The following is a 14,527-nucleotide window of genomic DNA, read 5'->3' as shown; positions in this document are numbered from 1 at the left end:
CTCTCACTTGGCTTATTTTTAAGATTTTTAATGTTTTTAAGTCATTGATTTATATAAGCGTTTAAATCAAAGTATCCATGTCCTGATAATGTGAATACGATGCTCTCTTTATCACCTTTTTTAGCTTCTTTTATAACATACGCGATTGCGTGGGCAGATTCAGGGGCAGGAACTATTCCCTCGAGTTTTGCAAATAATTTTCCAGCTTCGAAGACTTCTTCTTGGGTTACGCTAGCCGCGTCGATAAGTCTTTCATGGTAAAGTTTTGAAACTATGGGTGAAGCGCCGTGGTATCTTAACCCACCGGCATGGATTGCTGGTGGTACGAAGTCTTTGCCTAATGTGTACATTTTCATTAAAGGTGTTAATCCTGCAGTGTCACCGAAATCGTATCTGTACTCACCTTTTGTAAGCGATGGACAACTTTCCGGTTCCACAGCCACAATCTTTATGTTTTTTCCTGATAGCACATCTGGTATGAAAGGAAGAGCACTACCACCGAAGTTTGAGCCACCACCGTGACAGGCAACAATTATATCAGGTTTTATTCCTATTATCTCAAGCTGTTTTTTCATCTCAAGTCCGATGATAGTTTGGTGCAAAAGCACATGGTTTAAAACACTTCCAAGAGAGTATTTTGCATCTTTTTCGTTTAAAACTGTATGGATTGCTTCAGATATGGCTATACCTAATGTCCCTGGATGGTCTTCGCTAAATTGCCTCCCTATTTGCGTTAAGTTACTTGGACTTGGCTGAACATCTCCACCAAATAAATTCATAAGTATCTTTCGAAATGGTTTTTGTTGGTAACTAACCTTAACCATGAAAATGCGCACGTCAAGTCCGAATTTTTGACCTGCATATGAGAGTGCGCTCCCCCACTGTCCTGCGCCTGTTTCCGTTACGAGTGTTTTAGTTCCGGCGATTTTATTGTAATAAGCTTGAGCGATGGCTGTGTTAACCTTGTGGCTACCAGTAGGGCTTACTCCTTCGTACTTATAGTATATTTTTGTTCTTGTTCTGAGATATTCTTCCAAGAATGTTGCTCTGACAAGTGGCGTTGGACGGTATACTGCATACTCTTTAAGCACGGGCTCAGGTATTGGAATAAATCTTTCTTTGCTAACTTCTTGCTCAAGTAATGGCTCTGGGAATATCGCTAAAAGTTTCTCTGGAGAAATAGGTTTATTTGTTTCTGGATCAAGTGGTGGGTCAAGTTCAAATGGCAAATCCGCTAAAACGTTGTAATACACCTTTGGCATCTCTTCAAACTTTAGATATACTTTTTCTCTCATACTCTCTTCCTCCTCTTTGATATAATGGATATTTAGGGTAAATAAAAAACCGCCGGATATGAAATTTTTCATATCCGGCGGTTGTCCTTAGTTTTTTCTCAACTTGTGCTGTTTGATTTTTCGATTTCCTCAACTAATCAAAACAGCAACAAGAAGGTGGACAACCACCGGTTGTCCACCACCACCAGAACATAACTAATGCGGGATTATTTGAATTGTTTGAATTGCCATATGAATTCAAAGATACGTTTAGACTAACATTTTGAATATCTCTCATTAAGCTTGATTCTCCTTGTTGTATTTTTGCATATTATACAAAAATAATTTTTCAAAGTCAATACACATTTTTGGTTATTCAACTAGCATTACAATTAAATCATTTACGTTTGTTCCTGTAGGACCTGTTATCAGTAAGTCGTTAGCTATTTTAAGTGCGTTATATGAATCGTTGTTTTCCAAAAGTTTTTCAGGCGAATAACCGGCTTTTCTTATTTTTTCGCAAGTTTGACCATCTACGATACCTCCAGCGGCATCAGTTGGTCCATCGGTTCCATCAGTTCCGAAAGAACAAAGAGCTATTTTTTCTAAACCTTCGATCTCTATAGCAAACGACAACGCAAGTTCTTGATTTCGACCACCTTTACCATTGCCCTTTACATGTACTACCGCTTCGCCACCTAAAATAACAGCCGCTGGTTTTGGAATGGGCCTGTTATTTTCCAATATCTCTTTACCAATTGCTGCAAGAAATCTCCCAGCTTCTTTTGCTTCGCAGTTAAGCTGGGTTGTTAGAATTATTGTATTAAACTCTAATTCACGAGCTTTTTCCATTGCCTTATCACAGCTGACTTTTACACTACCGATGATATAGGTTTCAATGTTTGGTAATTCTTTTGGTGTTTCTTCTTTGAGAGCATTTAAAATATCGTTTGAAACTTTCAATTTATATTTTTCAATTACATCAATTGCTTGTTGTGATGTTGAACTGTCTGGATAAGCTGGGCCGGATGCGATTGTATCTAACCTATCACCCAGTACATCTGATAATACAAGTGAGAGAACCTTTGCGGGATAAACATGTTGAGCAAAACGTCCGCCCTTAACCTTTGAAAGATGTTTTCTTATAGTGTTTATCTCAACTATATTAGCCCCACTTTTAAGAAGCTGGTTAGTAAGATCTTGCATTTCACTCAATGAAATCCCATCTTTTGGCATTTCAAACAATGCAGATCCACCACCGGAAACAAGGAAAAGAACGGTATCATTTTCCGAAAGGTTTGAAGTTATCTCTAATGCTCTTTTCGTGGCTTTGATGGTATTTTCATCGGGTGTAGGATGCCCCGCTTCGTATATTTCAATTCCTTCTATAGGACCTTCGGAGTGTTTGTATTTTGTTATTACTATGCCTTTTTTAATTCTATCTCCCAAAACTTCTTTTGCGGCATTCGCCATGCGCCATGCAGCTTTTCCGATGGAAACTAATATGACTTCACTTTGAACATTTAATTCTTTCAATTTGTTTTTAACGGCTTTATCTGGTAAGACTTCGTTAATTACTTCGTTAATTATCGCTTTTAATTTTTCTCTCATAAAACCACCTCTCAAAAATATTATACAAAACAAAAACCCCGAGGCTAAGTAACCTCGGGATTCTTAGTATTTTAGTATTATACTAAGAAAAAGCTGAAGATCCAAACAACGACAGCTGCGGTAATACCTTCAAGGAGTGTACCAAAAGTTTGCAATTTGTATCCAGTTTTTACATCCATTTTAGAAAGTTGCGATACAACCCAGAAATAGCTATCGTTGGCGTGTGATACAACCATTGAACCAGCGCCTATTGCTACGACAACTAAAGCTTTTGCCATATTAGAAGTAAAACCTAAAGATTCCATGAGAGGTGCTAATAACGATGCGGTAGTTATTATAGCTACAGTTGATGACCCTTGCGCCGTTTTTATAGCTGCAGCTATAATAAACGGAAGCCACATTCCAAGGTTCGCGGCGGAAAGGTATTGACCTATAACGTTTGCTATGCCTGAATTTTGCAAAACTTTACCGAATGCACCACCAGCCGCCGTGATAAGGATGATAATTCCTGCCTGTTGAACAGCTTGACCAACCCATCCAGTCATCGAGAATATCTCTTTGTCAACTTTCTTTGGTAGTAAGAATGAAATCAAGACACCTATCATTAATGCTGTTACTGGATGTCCAACGAAACCAATGAAATTGCGTAAAAAGCCATCTCCAAATGGTTTTGTTGGAAAATCTGAAACGGATTTTAAAACTATAAGAATTATTGGAAGAACTATAGGGAGGAATGCTCCAGCTGCAGAAGGAGCTTCTTTCATTTTCTTATTTATTTCTTCTTCAGTTAATTCTGGTTCAGGGTCTATTTGTATCTTTGAAGCAAACTTTATTGAAAATATCCAACCTACTATTATTGCTGGAATAGACACTATTAGACCCATCAGTATAGTAAGTCCTAAATCTGCACCTAGAGCACCGGCGGCAGCAACTGGGCCTGGTGTTGGTGGAACCATAGTGTGTGTTGCATAAAGACCTAAACTTAAGGCTATACCCGTTGTGGCAAGTGAAAGATTTGCACGTTTTGTGAGAGCTTTATTGAGAGGGGTTAATATAACAAATCCAGAGTCACAGAAAACAGGTATAGATACTATGTACCCTATTATGCTCATAGCCAGTGGAACATTCTTCTTCCCAGTTAATTTTAAAACAGATTCTGCCATAGTGAATGCTCCACCAGATTTTTCAAGAAACACTCCGATGATAGTACCAGCAACAATAACTATACCTATAGAACTCACAGTTCCACCAAAACCTTCAGTAATGGACTTTACGATGTCTCCTAAGTTCATCTTTGATAAAATTCCGTACAAAAACGCAGCGAAGATTAATGCAAGAAATGGATGTAGTCTCCAGCGAACCGTAGAATAAACTATAAAGATAATGGAGAGTAGCAACAAGATAACCATCCAAACTCCCATAACAGTCCCCCCTTTTGAAAGAATGGTAATAAAATTATACTAAAAAAATTTAAATCCACAAAAATGTTTATATGCTAATTCACAAAATTAACCAAAATAATTGTGATATAATAATTAAAAGAAAATATAAGATTTAGAGTCAAGGAGGTCATCTAATTGAAGATTTTTGCCATAGACACATCAACATCGAGGGTTGCATCATGTTACGTAGATGATGAAAAGAAGGTATTCATAGACCTTGAGACACACGAGAAACATGGATTGCAGATAAATCAAATTGTAGAAAAGATGAAGGAAGTAAATTTTGGTGATATAGACGTTGTTGGTATAGGGATTGGGCCAGGGAGTCTTACTGGACTTCGTGTTGGAATTTCCTTCGCTACAGGTCTTGGGATAGGGAAAAAGATTGTTCAGGTAAATTCTTTAAAGCTAATCGCTTCTAATTTGAAATTTTACGATGGTTATATCGTTGTGGTTAGAAAAGCGAGGGAAGGATATCTATATGGCGCTATTTACAAAGGGCAGAGAGATGGAAATTTAATAGAAATTGAGGCACCGTTTATCGATAGTATAGATTCTATAAGAGAGAAAGCAAAGAAATACAACGATAAAGTTTTTATAGGTGATGGTGCGCAGTTTTTCGATGAAAGGTTCGAAGATGACGATATTAACTTCCCTTCGTCAAGAAATTTATTTAAACTAGTTTCAGAGGAGATTAAAGTGGGAAATTTTGTTGAATACGTAGAACCTATGTATTTACAAAAGAGTATCGCTGAATTGAATTTTGAGAAAAGACTCCGAGAAAAGCAAAATCTAGAGAATATGCAAAATGAAAACAAGTAATTTTGAGGTGGAAGTATATGGAAAAGAGTCTTTTCGATACTAAAAATTTGAAAATTACGCCTATGATGAAGCAATATTTGGATATTAAAGATAAATATAAAGATTCCATATTACTCTTCAGATTGGGTGATTTTTACGAAGCATTTTTTGATGATGCACTTACCGTTTCTAAGATTTTGAATATCGTCCTTACCAAGCGTCAGGATGCTCCGATGGCAGGTATTCCCTATCATGCGCTTGACAATTACCTAAAAAAACTTGTTGATGCGGGTTATAAAGTCGCGATATGTGAGCAGATGGAAGATCCTGCGCTTGCAAAAGGTATAGTAAAAAGAGAAGTAACGAGAGTTATTACACCAGGCACGATAATAGAAGATGAACTTTTGACTACTGAAAATAACTACATGATGTCACTTTACGAAACCAAAGATGGAAAGATTTCTTGTATACTCACAGACAGTTCTACCGGAGAGGTTATAATAAAGCAAATGGAAAGCATTGATGAAATAAGTGATTTTTTGCAAACACATAGAGTATCTCAAATAATTTGCCCAGAGAATTTTTACGATAAGATAGTTAATATTGCAAGAGTGCTTGGAATTTTTGTCGATAAATTGGATGATTGGTACTATGAAAATGATATTCAGACCATAAAAGAGGCCTACGGGTTAGTTTCAATTGAGCACTTCGAACTTGGTGAAGCTTCAAAACCTTTGTGTGCGACGATAAAGTATATCAATTACACACTCAACAGACAAGCAAAACTAAAAGTGCCAAAAACTTTGGATGAATCAAAATATATGACACTTGATTCAACAACAGTCGAAAATCTTTCTCTCATACCAGGCGATAAAGGAAAGAATTTATACGATGTGCTCAATAAGACAAATACACCGATGGGAGGAAGACTTCTTAAGTGGGTAATACTTCACCCTCTTAAAGATAGAAATGAAATAGAAAAGCGTTTATGGTATGTTGAAGCCTTTTACGAAGATCCACTTTTGACAAACGAAATTAGAGAATATTTGAATGGTGTTTACGATTTAGAAAGGATAATCAACAGACTTGAGTACGATAGTGCAAAACCAAAAGATTTGATAAGTTTAAAAACAACGTTGGAAGTTGTAGAACCCATTAAAGAGGCTTTATCAACGAACGAAAAGCTAATACAACTAGCTCAAATGTTGCCTGACTTATCACAAATAAAAGTAAAGATAGAAAATACACTTTTGGAGGAATTTGAAGGTGAACTAGGTGAGGGTAAGATAATTAAAGAAGGAGTTTCAAAAGAACTTGATGAATACAGAGAACTTCTGTATCACTCTAATGAAAAATTGAAAGAATTCGAGGAACGTGAGCGGGCGAAGACAGGTATTCAAAAGTTAAAGGTAAGTTTCAACAATGTCTTTGGATATTACATAGAAATTCCAAAAGGTCAAGTTAAATTCGCACCACAGGAATATACTAGGATACAGACATTAGTCAACGCGGAAAGGTATACAACCACCGAGTTAAAAGAGTTTGAGCAGAAAATCTTAGCGGCTAAAGAAAAGGTTGAGATATTAGAAAAGACTATATTTAAACAAATATGCGATGAATTGAAAGGATACACCCAAGACCTAAGAAAATTGGCAGAAATGCTTAGTTGGATTGATGTGTATTCGAACTTTGCGTACGTTTCAAAACTTTATTCTTATTCCAAACCGGAAATTTCAGACTCAGAATTCAAGGTTTTGAATGGCAGACATCCTGTTGTTGAGCGCTTCGTTGATGAATTTGTTCCAAACGATATTTATATGTCCGATGAACTGAGGATGTACATTTTAACAGGTCCAAATATGAGTGGTAAGAGTACGTACATTCGCCAAGTCGGTTTAATTGCTTTGATGACTCAAATTGGTTGTTTTGTTCCGGCGCAATACGCAAAAGTACCTGTTTTCGATAGGATATTCACCAGAATGGGTGCAAGAGATGATATCTCAACAGGGAAAAGTACGTTTCTAACCGAAATGAACGAGGTAGCACTTATATTATCTAAAGCTACCCAAAAAAGCTTGGTTTTGCTTGATGAGGTTGGGAGAGGTACAAGCACGTTCGATGGCATAAGTATCGCGTGGGCTATGAGTGAGTATATTTACAACGAAATAAAATGCAAAACGATATTTGCCACACATTTCACTGAATTAACAGAGCTTTCCGAAGGGTACAGTGGTATAAAAAATTTAACTGTTGATGTTAAGGAGACACCGGATGGAGTTGTATTCTTGCATAAAGTTGTGGAAGGTGTGGCGGATAGAAGCTATGGAATAGAGGTTGCGGCGATTGCAGGGCTGCCAGAGAGTATAATAGAGAGGGCTAAGGAAATATTAAATATCATAGTTGAGAAGAGTGATTTGGAGAAAAAAGTTGGTGTGCTTAAGGAAGGTCAAATGAAAAAAATAAAAGCTACGAAAAAAAGTGTACCAGAAGGTCAAATGAAATTGTTTTAACGATGAGATAAAGTAAGCTAAAATAAAAAAACAGGATGACGTTAAGTGTCATCCTGTTTTTTGTTTCATATATTTTTAGTAAAATACCCTCTTTGGATACTCTTCTTTCTGCCTTACTTTGTTGAATGATTTTACAGGTACAAGGTAACCGACAATTCTAAGGTACTCGTCAGATTTTACTTTTCCGCACATTGGACATTTTTCACCATAGAAAGCGTGTCCTTCTTCACAGACACTAATCTTTTGATTGAATGCAAAATATACAACACCCATTTGTGCAACTAAATTAACCATATTCCACGATTCTTCCTCACTTCTGAATGGTGAATCTATATTTATATGCAGTATCGCACCACCTGAGACTTTTTTATCGAACATCCCAGAGTATTTTATTCTATTAAGCATGTCTGTGTTTGTGGTTAAAGGTAACCACTGATTTGAATAGAGAGCATAATTTGTGTTGTACAAAATTTTATCTTTCTCTGCCAAAGTTACAGCAGCTTTTTCTGCGGGTATCTGTTCGATATTGAATGTAAAATCGTACATTTCAAACGCTTCGTCGTTGAGTTTGCGAATCTCGTCAAGTATCTCGCTGATAAATTCTTCTCCTTCTTTTGTGTACTTTATACCATCTATATCCATTGTTGTTAAACCAAGAATTTCCATTGCCTCATATAGTCCATTTATTCCAACTGTTCCATATTGCCTGTTCAAATCCATTAACCCAAGGTTGTAAAGCGGCAATACTCCTTGTTGGATACGCTCTTGAATAATATTTCTTATACTCGCAAGTACTTTATGCGTCAATCCAACTTTTTCTCTAAGTTTTTCTTTGAATAACACCTTATCTTTTGTTTCAAGTGCTATCCTAGGGAGATTGATTGTAACAACTTTAAATGAACCGATGTTTAAATCAGAACCTCCTATAGAATTGGACATACCGGCCAATTTTTCTTTACCCAAGCTAAATTGTTTTGATTTCAACTCTTTTGTAGAACTTGTGAGTCTACAACACGATGCGACTGCGTCGATCGAATCTGAAATATACCAGTTTGTATCTTGCCATTTCATATTGACTTTATTAATAAACCTTGCACTATCTTCATCAACGAATTTGCCGTCTTTATAGAGTAGTGAAGCTGTGAGTACTGGGAATGTAAACATCTGTTTTTCTCGTTCACTGGTAATCCACATCCAATATTCCTTTTGAAGGTTGATAATATCTTCAACATAATCTGTAATTTGTGAGCCATCTGGATATGTCTCTCCTTCGAATATGGTCTTTATGTAATTTCTATCAAGATATGTGAAGTTTGTATATGGTGATTGTGTGCCTCTGATTGGTTGGTTGATAGAGTAAGTAAAAATTTGGAAGTGTTGATGTAAGTATTGCTTTTCTAATCCCTTGGGGATAATTCCTTCTTTTAAGTCTTTATTGTAATAGTAAGCAAGCCATACGAAGAAATCAGGTAGACCAACGGCGCCCGATTGCTGATTGGAGGCGAACATGACGAATTGAATCACATGTTGTATGTAAGAAGATAGGTGTTTTGCAGGTGTTGATTTGATGCTATCGATAAAGAACAGCCCTTTTTCAGCAATTGGGCGGAGTGAATAAGCATAACAATATGGTTCGAATGCCGCGTGGTGCGCGTCATGTAAATATATATCACCAAGTATTTCGTACCTCAAAAACTTTTTCGCATCATCTTCACCAAACAAACTTTTCATACGGTTGTATATGTAATACAACGAGTAAAGTTTAGACCAAGGTTTTACTATTTCGTTGAAGTAAGTATAAACGTTTGTGCTTCTAACGTTCGCGTTGGAATCTATCGAAGAATTCAGTATTCCATTATTGAAAAAATGTTCTGTAAAGCTGGCTATATCCAATTGCCAATATATACCTTCAAGCTCTAAAAATTTTTTTGGCACATTTTTCAATTCCTCAACGAAATCATCTGAAAAGTTCATGTAATTTAGAATTTCTAGAATATCTGACATTTGAGTTCACCCTCCTTGAGAAATAAATTTGATTTGAAGAAGCTGGGAATCCGTTTTGGTGAAGTTCTTTTATATATCTTCCCATAACAAATTCATCAAAGTAATCCAAAGGAATATCTATTTTTGTTAAATCTTCCGGCATCCTCCAAGTATACACAATTGTTAGAACTCTATCTTCAAATTTTTCTTTAACAAATTTCGCAATAAGGTAAGCACTTCTTCTATTTCTAACCGATAGTGGTTCCCCACCCAGAAAAGCAAGGGCAACTTGTGGGTATTTGTTTAAAAGCAATTCTATTTTTTGAACAACTGTTGCTAATAGATGGTCAAAATTTATTTGGAAAGACTCGTCGAAATCCCAAGTTTCAGGGTTATGGCAACCTGCGCATTTTGGAAAAGCATCACAACCTTGAAAGTAAATACTAACCGAAGGTAGATAAGGATGGTCACCGTATAGAACCTTCACAGTGTGAACAAGTGGATTATTCAGATCTTGTTGGCTTTGTGTAGTTTGGAAAGTAAATACTCCTGTGGTAAAATTCATATAGTCCCCCCTTTCAATACTTTCACAACTAATTAACCAATAAATAAACAATATATTGAATGTTCTGTAAAAAGTACACTATATATAGTATCATATTTATCACTGAAAGTCAAGTTGAAGTTGAAATGAAAGAGGTGTCAGATTTGAAGGTAGTATTATTTCTTCAATTGCTTGTACTTGTTATCTTTGTGTTTTCAATGTACCTTCTTCCGTCGAATTTATATTTTATTTCTATTCTTTCTATATTTGTAATTGTTAACACTATAGGGCTATCGTACTATGTTCTCAGAATACTTACAGAAAATATGAAAGAAAAAGGTATTAAATTAAGATGGTTGTACTTTACTATTATGGTAGTTATTTCATTAGTAACTTTTTCATACTTGCTTTCTAATATATTTAAAATATGGCTGAAAAATTATCCAGAGAGTGCTATTTTAGATTTTTTAAATACACTTCTAATAGTTTTAACTCTTTTACTTGTTTCATTTGGAATATCGTATTTAACTTTAAAAAGAGAACTGGAAAGACAAATTTCAGAAAACAAAAGACTTGAGGAACTCAAACTTAAATTTCAACTTGAGTCTCTTAAATCAAAGGTAAATCCACATTTTCTTTTTAATACAATCGCAACGGCATTATCTATGATTGAAATTGATGAAGATAAAGACAAGATAAAAAATTACCTCTTGGAAGTTGGAAATTTGCTTAGAAAAAGTGTTGACGCGCCGGAAACTTGGACTATTAATGAAGAAATCGAATTAACAAAAAGTTATCTTTCAATTAATAAAACAAGGTTGGGGGAAAAGCTCGATTTCGAAATATTTGTTGCGGATGAATGCTTGTATAAAAAAATTCCTGCGTTAATTCTTCAACCTGTAGTGGAAAACGCTGTCGTACACGGAATCTCAAAGTCGAAAAAAGGTGGTAAAATTTATATTTCATGCACAACCATTAATGGACAAATTGTTATAACAGTAAAAGACACAGGAATAGGAGCGGATAAAATAGTTAAAGGCACTGGAATAAATCTTGTGGAAGAAAGACTAAAACTGTTCTCGAAAAACTCAACTATGGAGATAGTTTCAAAACAAAACGAAGGAACAACTGTCAAAATGATTATAAAGGACTAAACGGAGTGAGATCATATGAAATGTGTAATTGTCGAAGATGAAAAATTACTTGCGATGGTGCTCGAAAAAATGCTGAAAGAAGAAGGGATAGAAGTTCTTGGATGGGCTGATAATGTAGATGAAGGAATTAGATTGGTTGACGAACTTAAGCCAGACGTGCTTTTCTTGGATATAAACTTAGGTGATAAGGATGGGTTCTATCTGCTTAGCAAGATTAATCATAAACCATACGTAGTTTTCGTAACAGCCTATTCGGAATATGCAGTTAAAGCATTTGAAAGGAATGCTATTGATTATATTTTAAAACCAGTTAGTAGGGAGAGATTGAAAAACGCAATCGATAAGGTTAGTAAGGCAATAGAATCGAAAAAATTAAATGAGAACTATCAAGATTTCATAGAGGAAAAAATTAGAAGCATGCTTGAAAGATTGTCTTACGATTTATCGAACTTACAAAAAAAAATACCTATCGAAACTGAAAATGAGATAGTACTTGTAAATTGCGATGATATAATTTTATTTCAAGCAAGTGAAGGATTGACGGTAGTTAATTTAAAACAAGGCATTCTTAAAACAAAGACTCCTTTGAAAGAGTTTGAAGCGAAATTGTCGAAAGACAAATTTATACGTGTGCATAAGTCTTATATTATTTCGATAAACGCAGTTAAAAAAATTTTGAAAAACTATATTGGAGGTTTAGCGATAGAGCTCATAAATGGGAATATAATACCGGTTGGAAGAATGTATAAAGAAAATATAAAGAAAATTATAGATACTTAGTGATTCGAGTTTATAATCCTTTTTCCGGTACCGCTTTGATTAATCCAATTGCTTTTCCTTTTTCCATTGTTGAACCTGAAGTAATTACGTAACCATCTTCAATAAGAATATCGAATAACATTCCATACTCAGAATCTATAGAGTACTCTACCAAAACAGGTTCTGTCATTTCAGATGAAAAGATAAATTGCCCATACCAAGGTTGCTTTGTACCATTATCTTTATAACCGGCAAAGTATACTATGTCTTGTTTTTCTGTTTTTTTAACTTTTATAGCATTTATTCTTGTTTTATCAGCAAATGTTTTAATATACTCAACTTTTCCAGATGAGTTCAACATAGCAATAAAAGATTTTTCACTTCCGTTTTCGTAAGCGTATCCACCAACGTAAATTTTGGAGTTAGCAATAGAGGCACTTGTTGGCCATATTGTTCCTAAATTTGATAAGAACGTTTTCCATTTTAATGTGCCATTTGAATCGTAAGCCAGTACATAACCTTCGTATCTTGTTCCGTCTGTAAACGAATTTGAAGAACCAACAACTATTATGGTATCAGTTTCAGCATCATAATCTGTGCTATAAGCTCTATCCCACCTAATTCCACCGAAACTTTTGCTCCACAATAAGGTTCCTTTACTATCTATTTTAGCTATCCAGTAATCGTGCTCACCAAAGTTTTCTAAAATATCTCCACCTTTCATAAAATTGTCTCCAGCAAAGACATATCCATCTTTAACTTTAAGCAATTTGTAAGCTCTGTCCCAATCTGGTCCACCGTAAACTTTGTACGAAATTACATCTCCCGAGTTACTTATATTAAGAACCAAGGCATCGTATCTGCCGTTTACATTTAATGATTTTGAAGAGACGACTCCAAGGGCAATGTAACCGTTATTTGATTTAAGTATATCGTATCCCCATTCATCGCCTTCTTTTCCAAACTCTGTTTTCCACTTTACATTTCCATTTTCGTCAAAAGAGACAACTAATAGTTGATATTTTAAAGAAGGGTCTTTCATAACAGTACCAATGGCTATTATGTTTTTGCCATCTTTTATCACTTTATGGAATCTAACTTCATAAGAATCATTGTAAGATATAACTTTTGATTCGACCTTTTTATCTTTACTTTTTTCAGGAGTCGAGTTTGCAAAGAGTGGTACAAACTTTGCTAAATTGTAAATAGCAAACAAAATGCCAAAAATTAAAACAACAAAAAACAGTGAAAAGAAGATTTTTTTGAGCGTGTTTTTCTTTCTTTTTTTTATCGCTGAAACTTTTTTGGATTCAAACTTCAAATTCTAACCCCTCTTTCTTTTGCTATTTCTTTTAGCAATTCTTTTTCCTTATGAGATACCCTTTTTGGTATCTTTACTACAATATTAGCTACTAAATTCCCACGCTTACCACTTCTTAGATTTGGAAATCCTTTGCCTTTGACAATTATTTTTTCATTTGGTTGTGTTCCTGAAGGAATTTCAACTTCGACAAACTCACCACTCGGCAGGTTTACAGTTACACTTCCACCAAGAATTGCAGTTACGTAATCAACAGGGACATCTATTATTATATCATCGCCTTCACGTTTGTATTCGCTTGTTTTCCTAATATTAACATGGACATATAAATCTCCGTATTCTCCACCGTTAATTCCTGCGTTTCCTTTTCTTGGAACTCTTATAACAGAGCCGTTTTCAACACCGGCTGGAATATTTACAACTGTGGACACTCTCTTTCTAATCCTTCCAGCACCTCTACATTCATGGCATACTTCTCCCGGAACACTACCACGTCCACCGCAAACATCACAGGTGTATTGGTTTATAAATACACCAAAAGGTGTTCTCCTTTCTTCACGAACAACACCTGTCCCGTGACACTTTGAACATGTAACCCACTTACTACCAGGTTCAACTCCTTCACCATGACAGTGCGCACATTCTTCATATCTATCGTATTCAACAGTTACATCCTTTCCCGTGAATACGTCTGCTTCATTTAATGTTACTTCTATATTTATATCTTCGCCACGTTTTGGTACCCTTTTACCAGATACTCTTTGCGATGATTGTGTGCGCTGATTGCCAAAGAATATGTTGAAGATATCATCATTGAAGAAATCTTTAAATATATCTTCAAAGCCAAAGCCTCCACCAGAAGATGTGGTGTATTCATAATTGTAAGGTATACCTTCCCCTACGTAACCAAATTTGTCGTACATCGCACGCTTTTGAGGGTCAGAAAGTACCTCGTATGCTTCCTGAATATCCTTAAATTTTTGCTCTGCAATTTTTTTCTTATCGCCAGTGTGTCTATCAGGATGCCACTCTTTAACAAGCTTTTTATACGCAGCTTTTATTTCATCATCACTAGCATTTTTTGAAACACCTAATATTTCATAGTAGTCTTTTTTGACTGGCATAAAA

At 35.4% G+C, this 14,527-nt stretch carries 11 protein-coding genes; 4 read left to right on the top strand and 7 right to left on the bottom strand.

Features of this window, described 5'->3' with window-relative positions; genetic code table 11:
- Positions 1 to 41: 41 nt before the first annotated feature.
- The 3 genes from FNOD_RS06575 to FNOD_RS06565 all read right to left on the bottom strand — a co-directional run bounded on the left by FNOD_RS06575 (position 42) and on the right by FNOD_RS06565 (position 4,306).
- On the bottom strand, positions 42 to 1,295 hold the full coding sequence (locus FNOD_RS06575) for a TrpB-like pyridoxal phosphate-dependent enzyme (protein WP_011994411.1): 1,254 nt from the start codon (positions 1,293 to 1,295) through the stop codon (positions 42 to 44).
- Positions 1,296 to 1,646: 351 nt separating this feature from the next.
- Complete coding sequence (locus FNOD_RS06570) at positions 1,647 to 2,885, bottom strand: glycerate kinase type-2 family protein (protein ID WP_011994410.1); 1,239 nt, start codon at positions 2,883 to 2,885, stop codon at positions 1,647 to 1,649.
- Between the two features lie 77 nt (positions 2,886 to 2,962).
- The gene (locus tag FNOD_RS06565) at positions 2,963 to 4,306 is read right to left on the bottom strand and encodes a GntP family permease (protein ID WP_011994409.1); all 1,344 of its coding nucleotides are present in this window, start codon (positions 4,304 to 4,306) and stop codon (positions 2,963 to 2,965) included.
- Between the two features lie 156 nt (positions 4,307 to 4,462).
- Here FNOD_RS06565 and tsaB point away from each other — a divergent pair, with 156 nt between their 5' ends.
- Both tsaB and mutS read left to right on the top strand, forming a co-directional pair.
- The gene (tsaB, locus tag FNOD_RS06560) at positions 4,463 to 5,149 is read left to right on the top strand and encodes a tRNA (adenosine(37)-N6)-threonylcarbamoyltransferase complex dimerization subunit type 1 TsaB (RefSeq protein WP_011994408.1); all 687 of its coding nucleotides are present in this window, start codon (positions 4,463 to 4,465) and stop codon (positions 5,147 to 5,149) included.
- Between the two features lie 17 nt (positions 5,150 to 5,166).
- On the top strand, positions 5,167 to 7,638 hold the full coding sequence (gene mutS / locus FNOD_RS06555) for a DNA mismatch repair protein MutS (protein WP_011994407.1): 2,472 nt from the start codon (positions 5,167 to 5,169) through the stop codon (positions 7,636 to 7,638).
- A gap of 75 nt (positions 7,639 to 7,713) precedes the next feature.
- Here the strand turns inward: mutS and FNOD_RS06550 are convergent, their stop codons facing one another.
- Positions 7,714 to 9,642 carry an anaerobic ribonucleoside-triphosphate reductase gene (locus tag FNOD_RS06550; protein WP_420794718.1) on the bottom strand — a complete coding sequence of 643 codons (1,929 nt, stop codon included), beginning with the start codon at positions 9,640 to 9,642 and terminating at the stop codon, positions 7,714 to 7,716.
- On the bottom strand, positions 9,596 to 10,186 hold the full coding sequence (locus FNOD_RS06545) for a 4Fe-4S cluster-binding domain-containing protein (protein WP_011994405.1): 591 nt from the start codon (positions 10,184 to 10,186) through the stop codon (positions 9,596 to 9,598). The genes FNOD_RS06550 and FNOD_RS06545 overlap by 47 nt, the downstream gene beginning before the upstream one ends.
- A gap of 134 nt (positions 10,187 to 10,320) precedes the next feature.
- Between FNOD_RS06545 and FNOD_RS06540 the strand changes: the two genes are divergently transcribed.
- Positions 10,321 to 11,319 (top strand): sensor histidine kinase, encoded by a 999-nt coding sequence (locus tag FNOD_RS06540; protein WP_420794717.1) that lies wholly within the window; start codon positions 10,321 to 10,323, stop codon positions 11,317 to 11,319.
- A gap of 15 nt (positions 11,320 to 11,334) precedes the next feature.
- On the top strand, positions 11,335 to 12,099 hold the full coding sequence (locus FNOD_RS06535) for a LytR/AlgR family response regulator transcription factor (RefSeq protein ID WP_011994403.1): 765 nt from the start codon (positions 11,335 to 11,337) through the stop codon (positions 12,097 to 12,099).
- Positions 12,100 to 12,109: 10 nt separating this feature from the next.
- Here the strand turns inward: FNOD_RS06535 and FNOD_RS06530 are convergent, their stop codons facing one another.
- Together FNOD_RS06530 and dnaJ are read right to left on the bottom strand one after the other, a co-directional pair.
- A complete protein-coding gene (locus FNOD_RS06530) occupies positions 12,110 to 13,399 on the bottom strand; it encodes a pyrrolo-quinoline quinone (protein ID WP_011994402.1) in 1,290 nt (429 codons plus the stop codon).
- Entirely contained in the window at positions 13,396 to 14,523 is a 1,128-nt protein-coding gene (gene dnaJ / locus FNOD_RS06525; RefSeq protein WP_011994401.1) for a molecular chaperone DnaJ, read from the bottom strand. The genes FNOD_RS06530 and dnaJ overlap by 4 nt, the downstream gene beginning before the upstream one ends.
- Between the last annotated feature and the right edge of the window lie 4 nt (positions 14,524 to 14,527).

Source organism: Fervidobacterium nodosum Rt17-B1 (assembly GCF_000017545.1).
In the GTDB taxonomy this organism is placed as follows: domain Bacteria; phylum Thermotogota; class Thermotogae; order Thermotogales; family Fervidobacteriaceae; genus Fervidobacterium; species Fervidobacterium nodosum.
Note: the sequence above shows the minus strand (reverse complement) of the source record. Positions and strands in the feature narration are given on the sequence as shown.

Coding starts and splice junctions, on each gene's coding strand:
- FNOD_RS06570 (WP_011994410.1), bottom strand. CDS start 2,885: ATGAGAGAAAAATTAAAAGCGATAATTAACGAAGTAATTAACGAAGTC.
- dnaJ (WP_011994401.1), bottom strand. CDS start 14,523: ATGCCAGTCAAAAAAGACTACTATGAAATATTAGGTGTTTCAAAAAAT.
- FNOD_RS06565 (WP_011994409.1), bottom strand. CDS start 4,306: ATGGGAGTTTGGATGGTTATCTTGTTGCTACTCTCCATTATCTTTATA.
- FNOD_RS06550 (WP_420794718.1), bottom strand. CDS start 9,642: ATGTCAGATATTCTAGAAATTCTAAATTACATGAACTTTTCAGATGAT.
- mutS (WP_011994407.1), top strand. CDS start 5,167: ATGGAAAAGAGTCTTTTCGATACTAAAAATTTGAAAATTACGCCTATG.
- FNOD_RS06575 (WP_011994411.1), bottom strand. CDS start 1,295: ATGAGAGAAAAAGTATATCTAAAGTTTGAAGAGATGCCAAAGGTGTAT.
- FNOD_RS06545 (WP_011994405.1), bottom strand. CDS start 10,186: ATGAATTTTACCACAGGAGTATTTACTTTCCAAACTACACAAAGCCAA.
- FNOD_RS06535 (WP_011994403.1), top strand. CDS start 11,335: ATGAAATGTGTAATTGTCGAAGATGAAAAATTACTTGCGATGGTGCTC.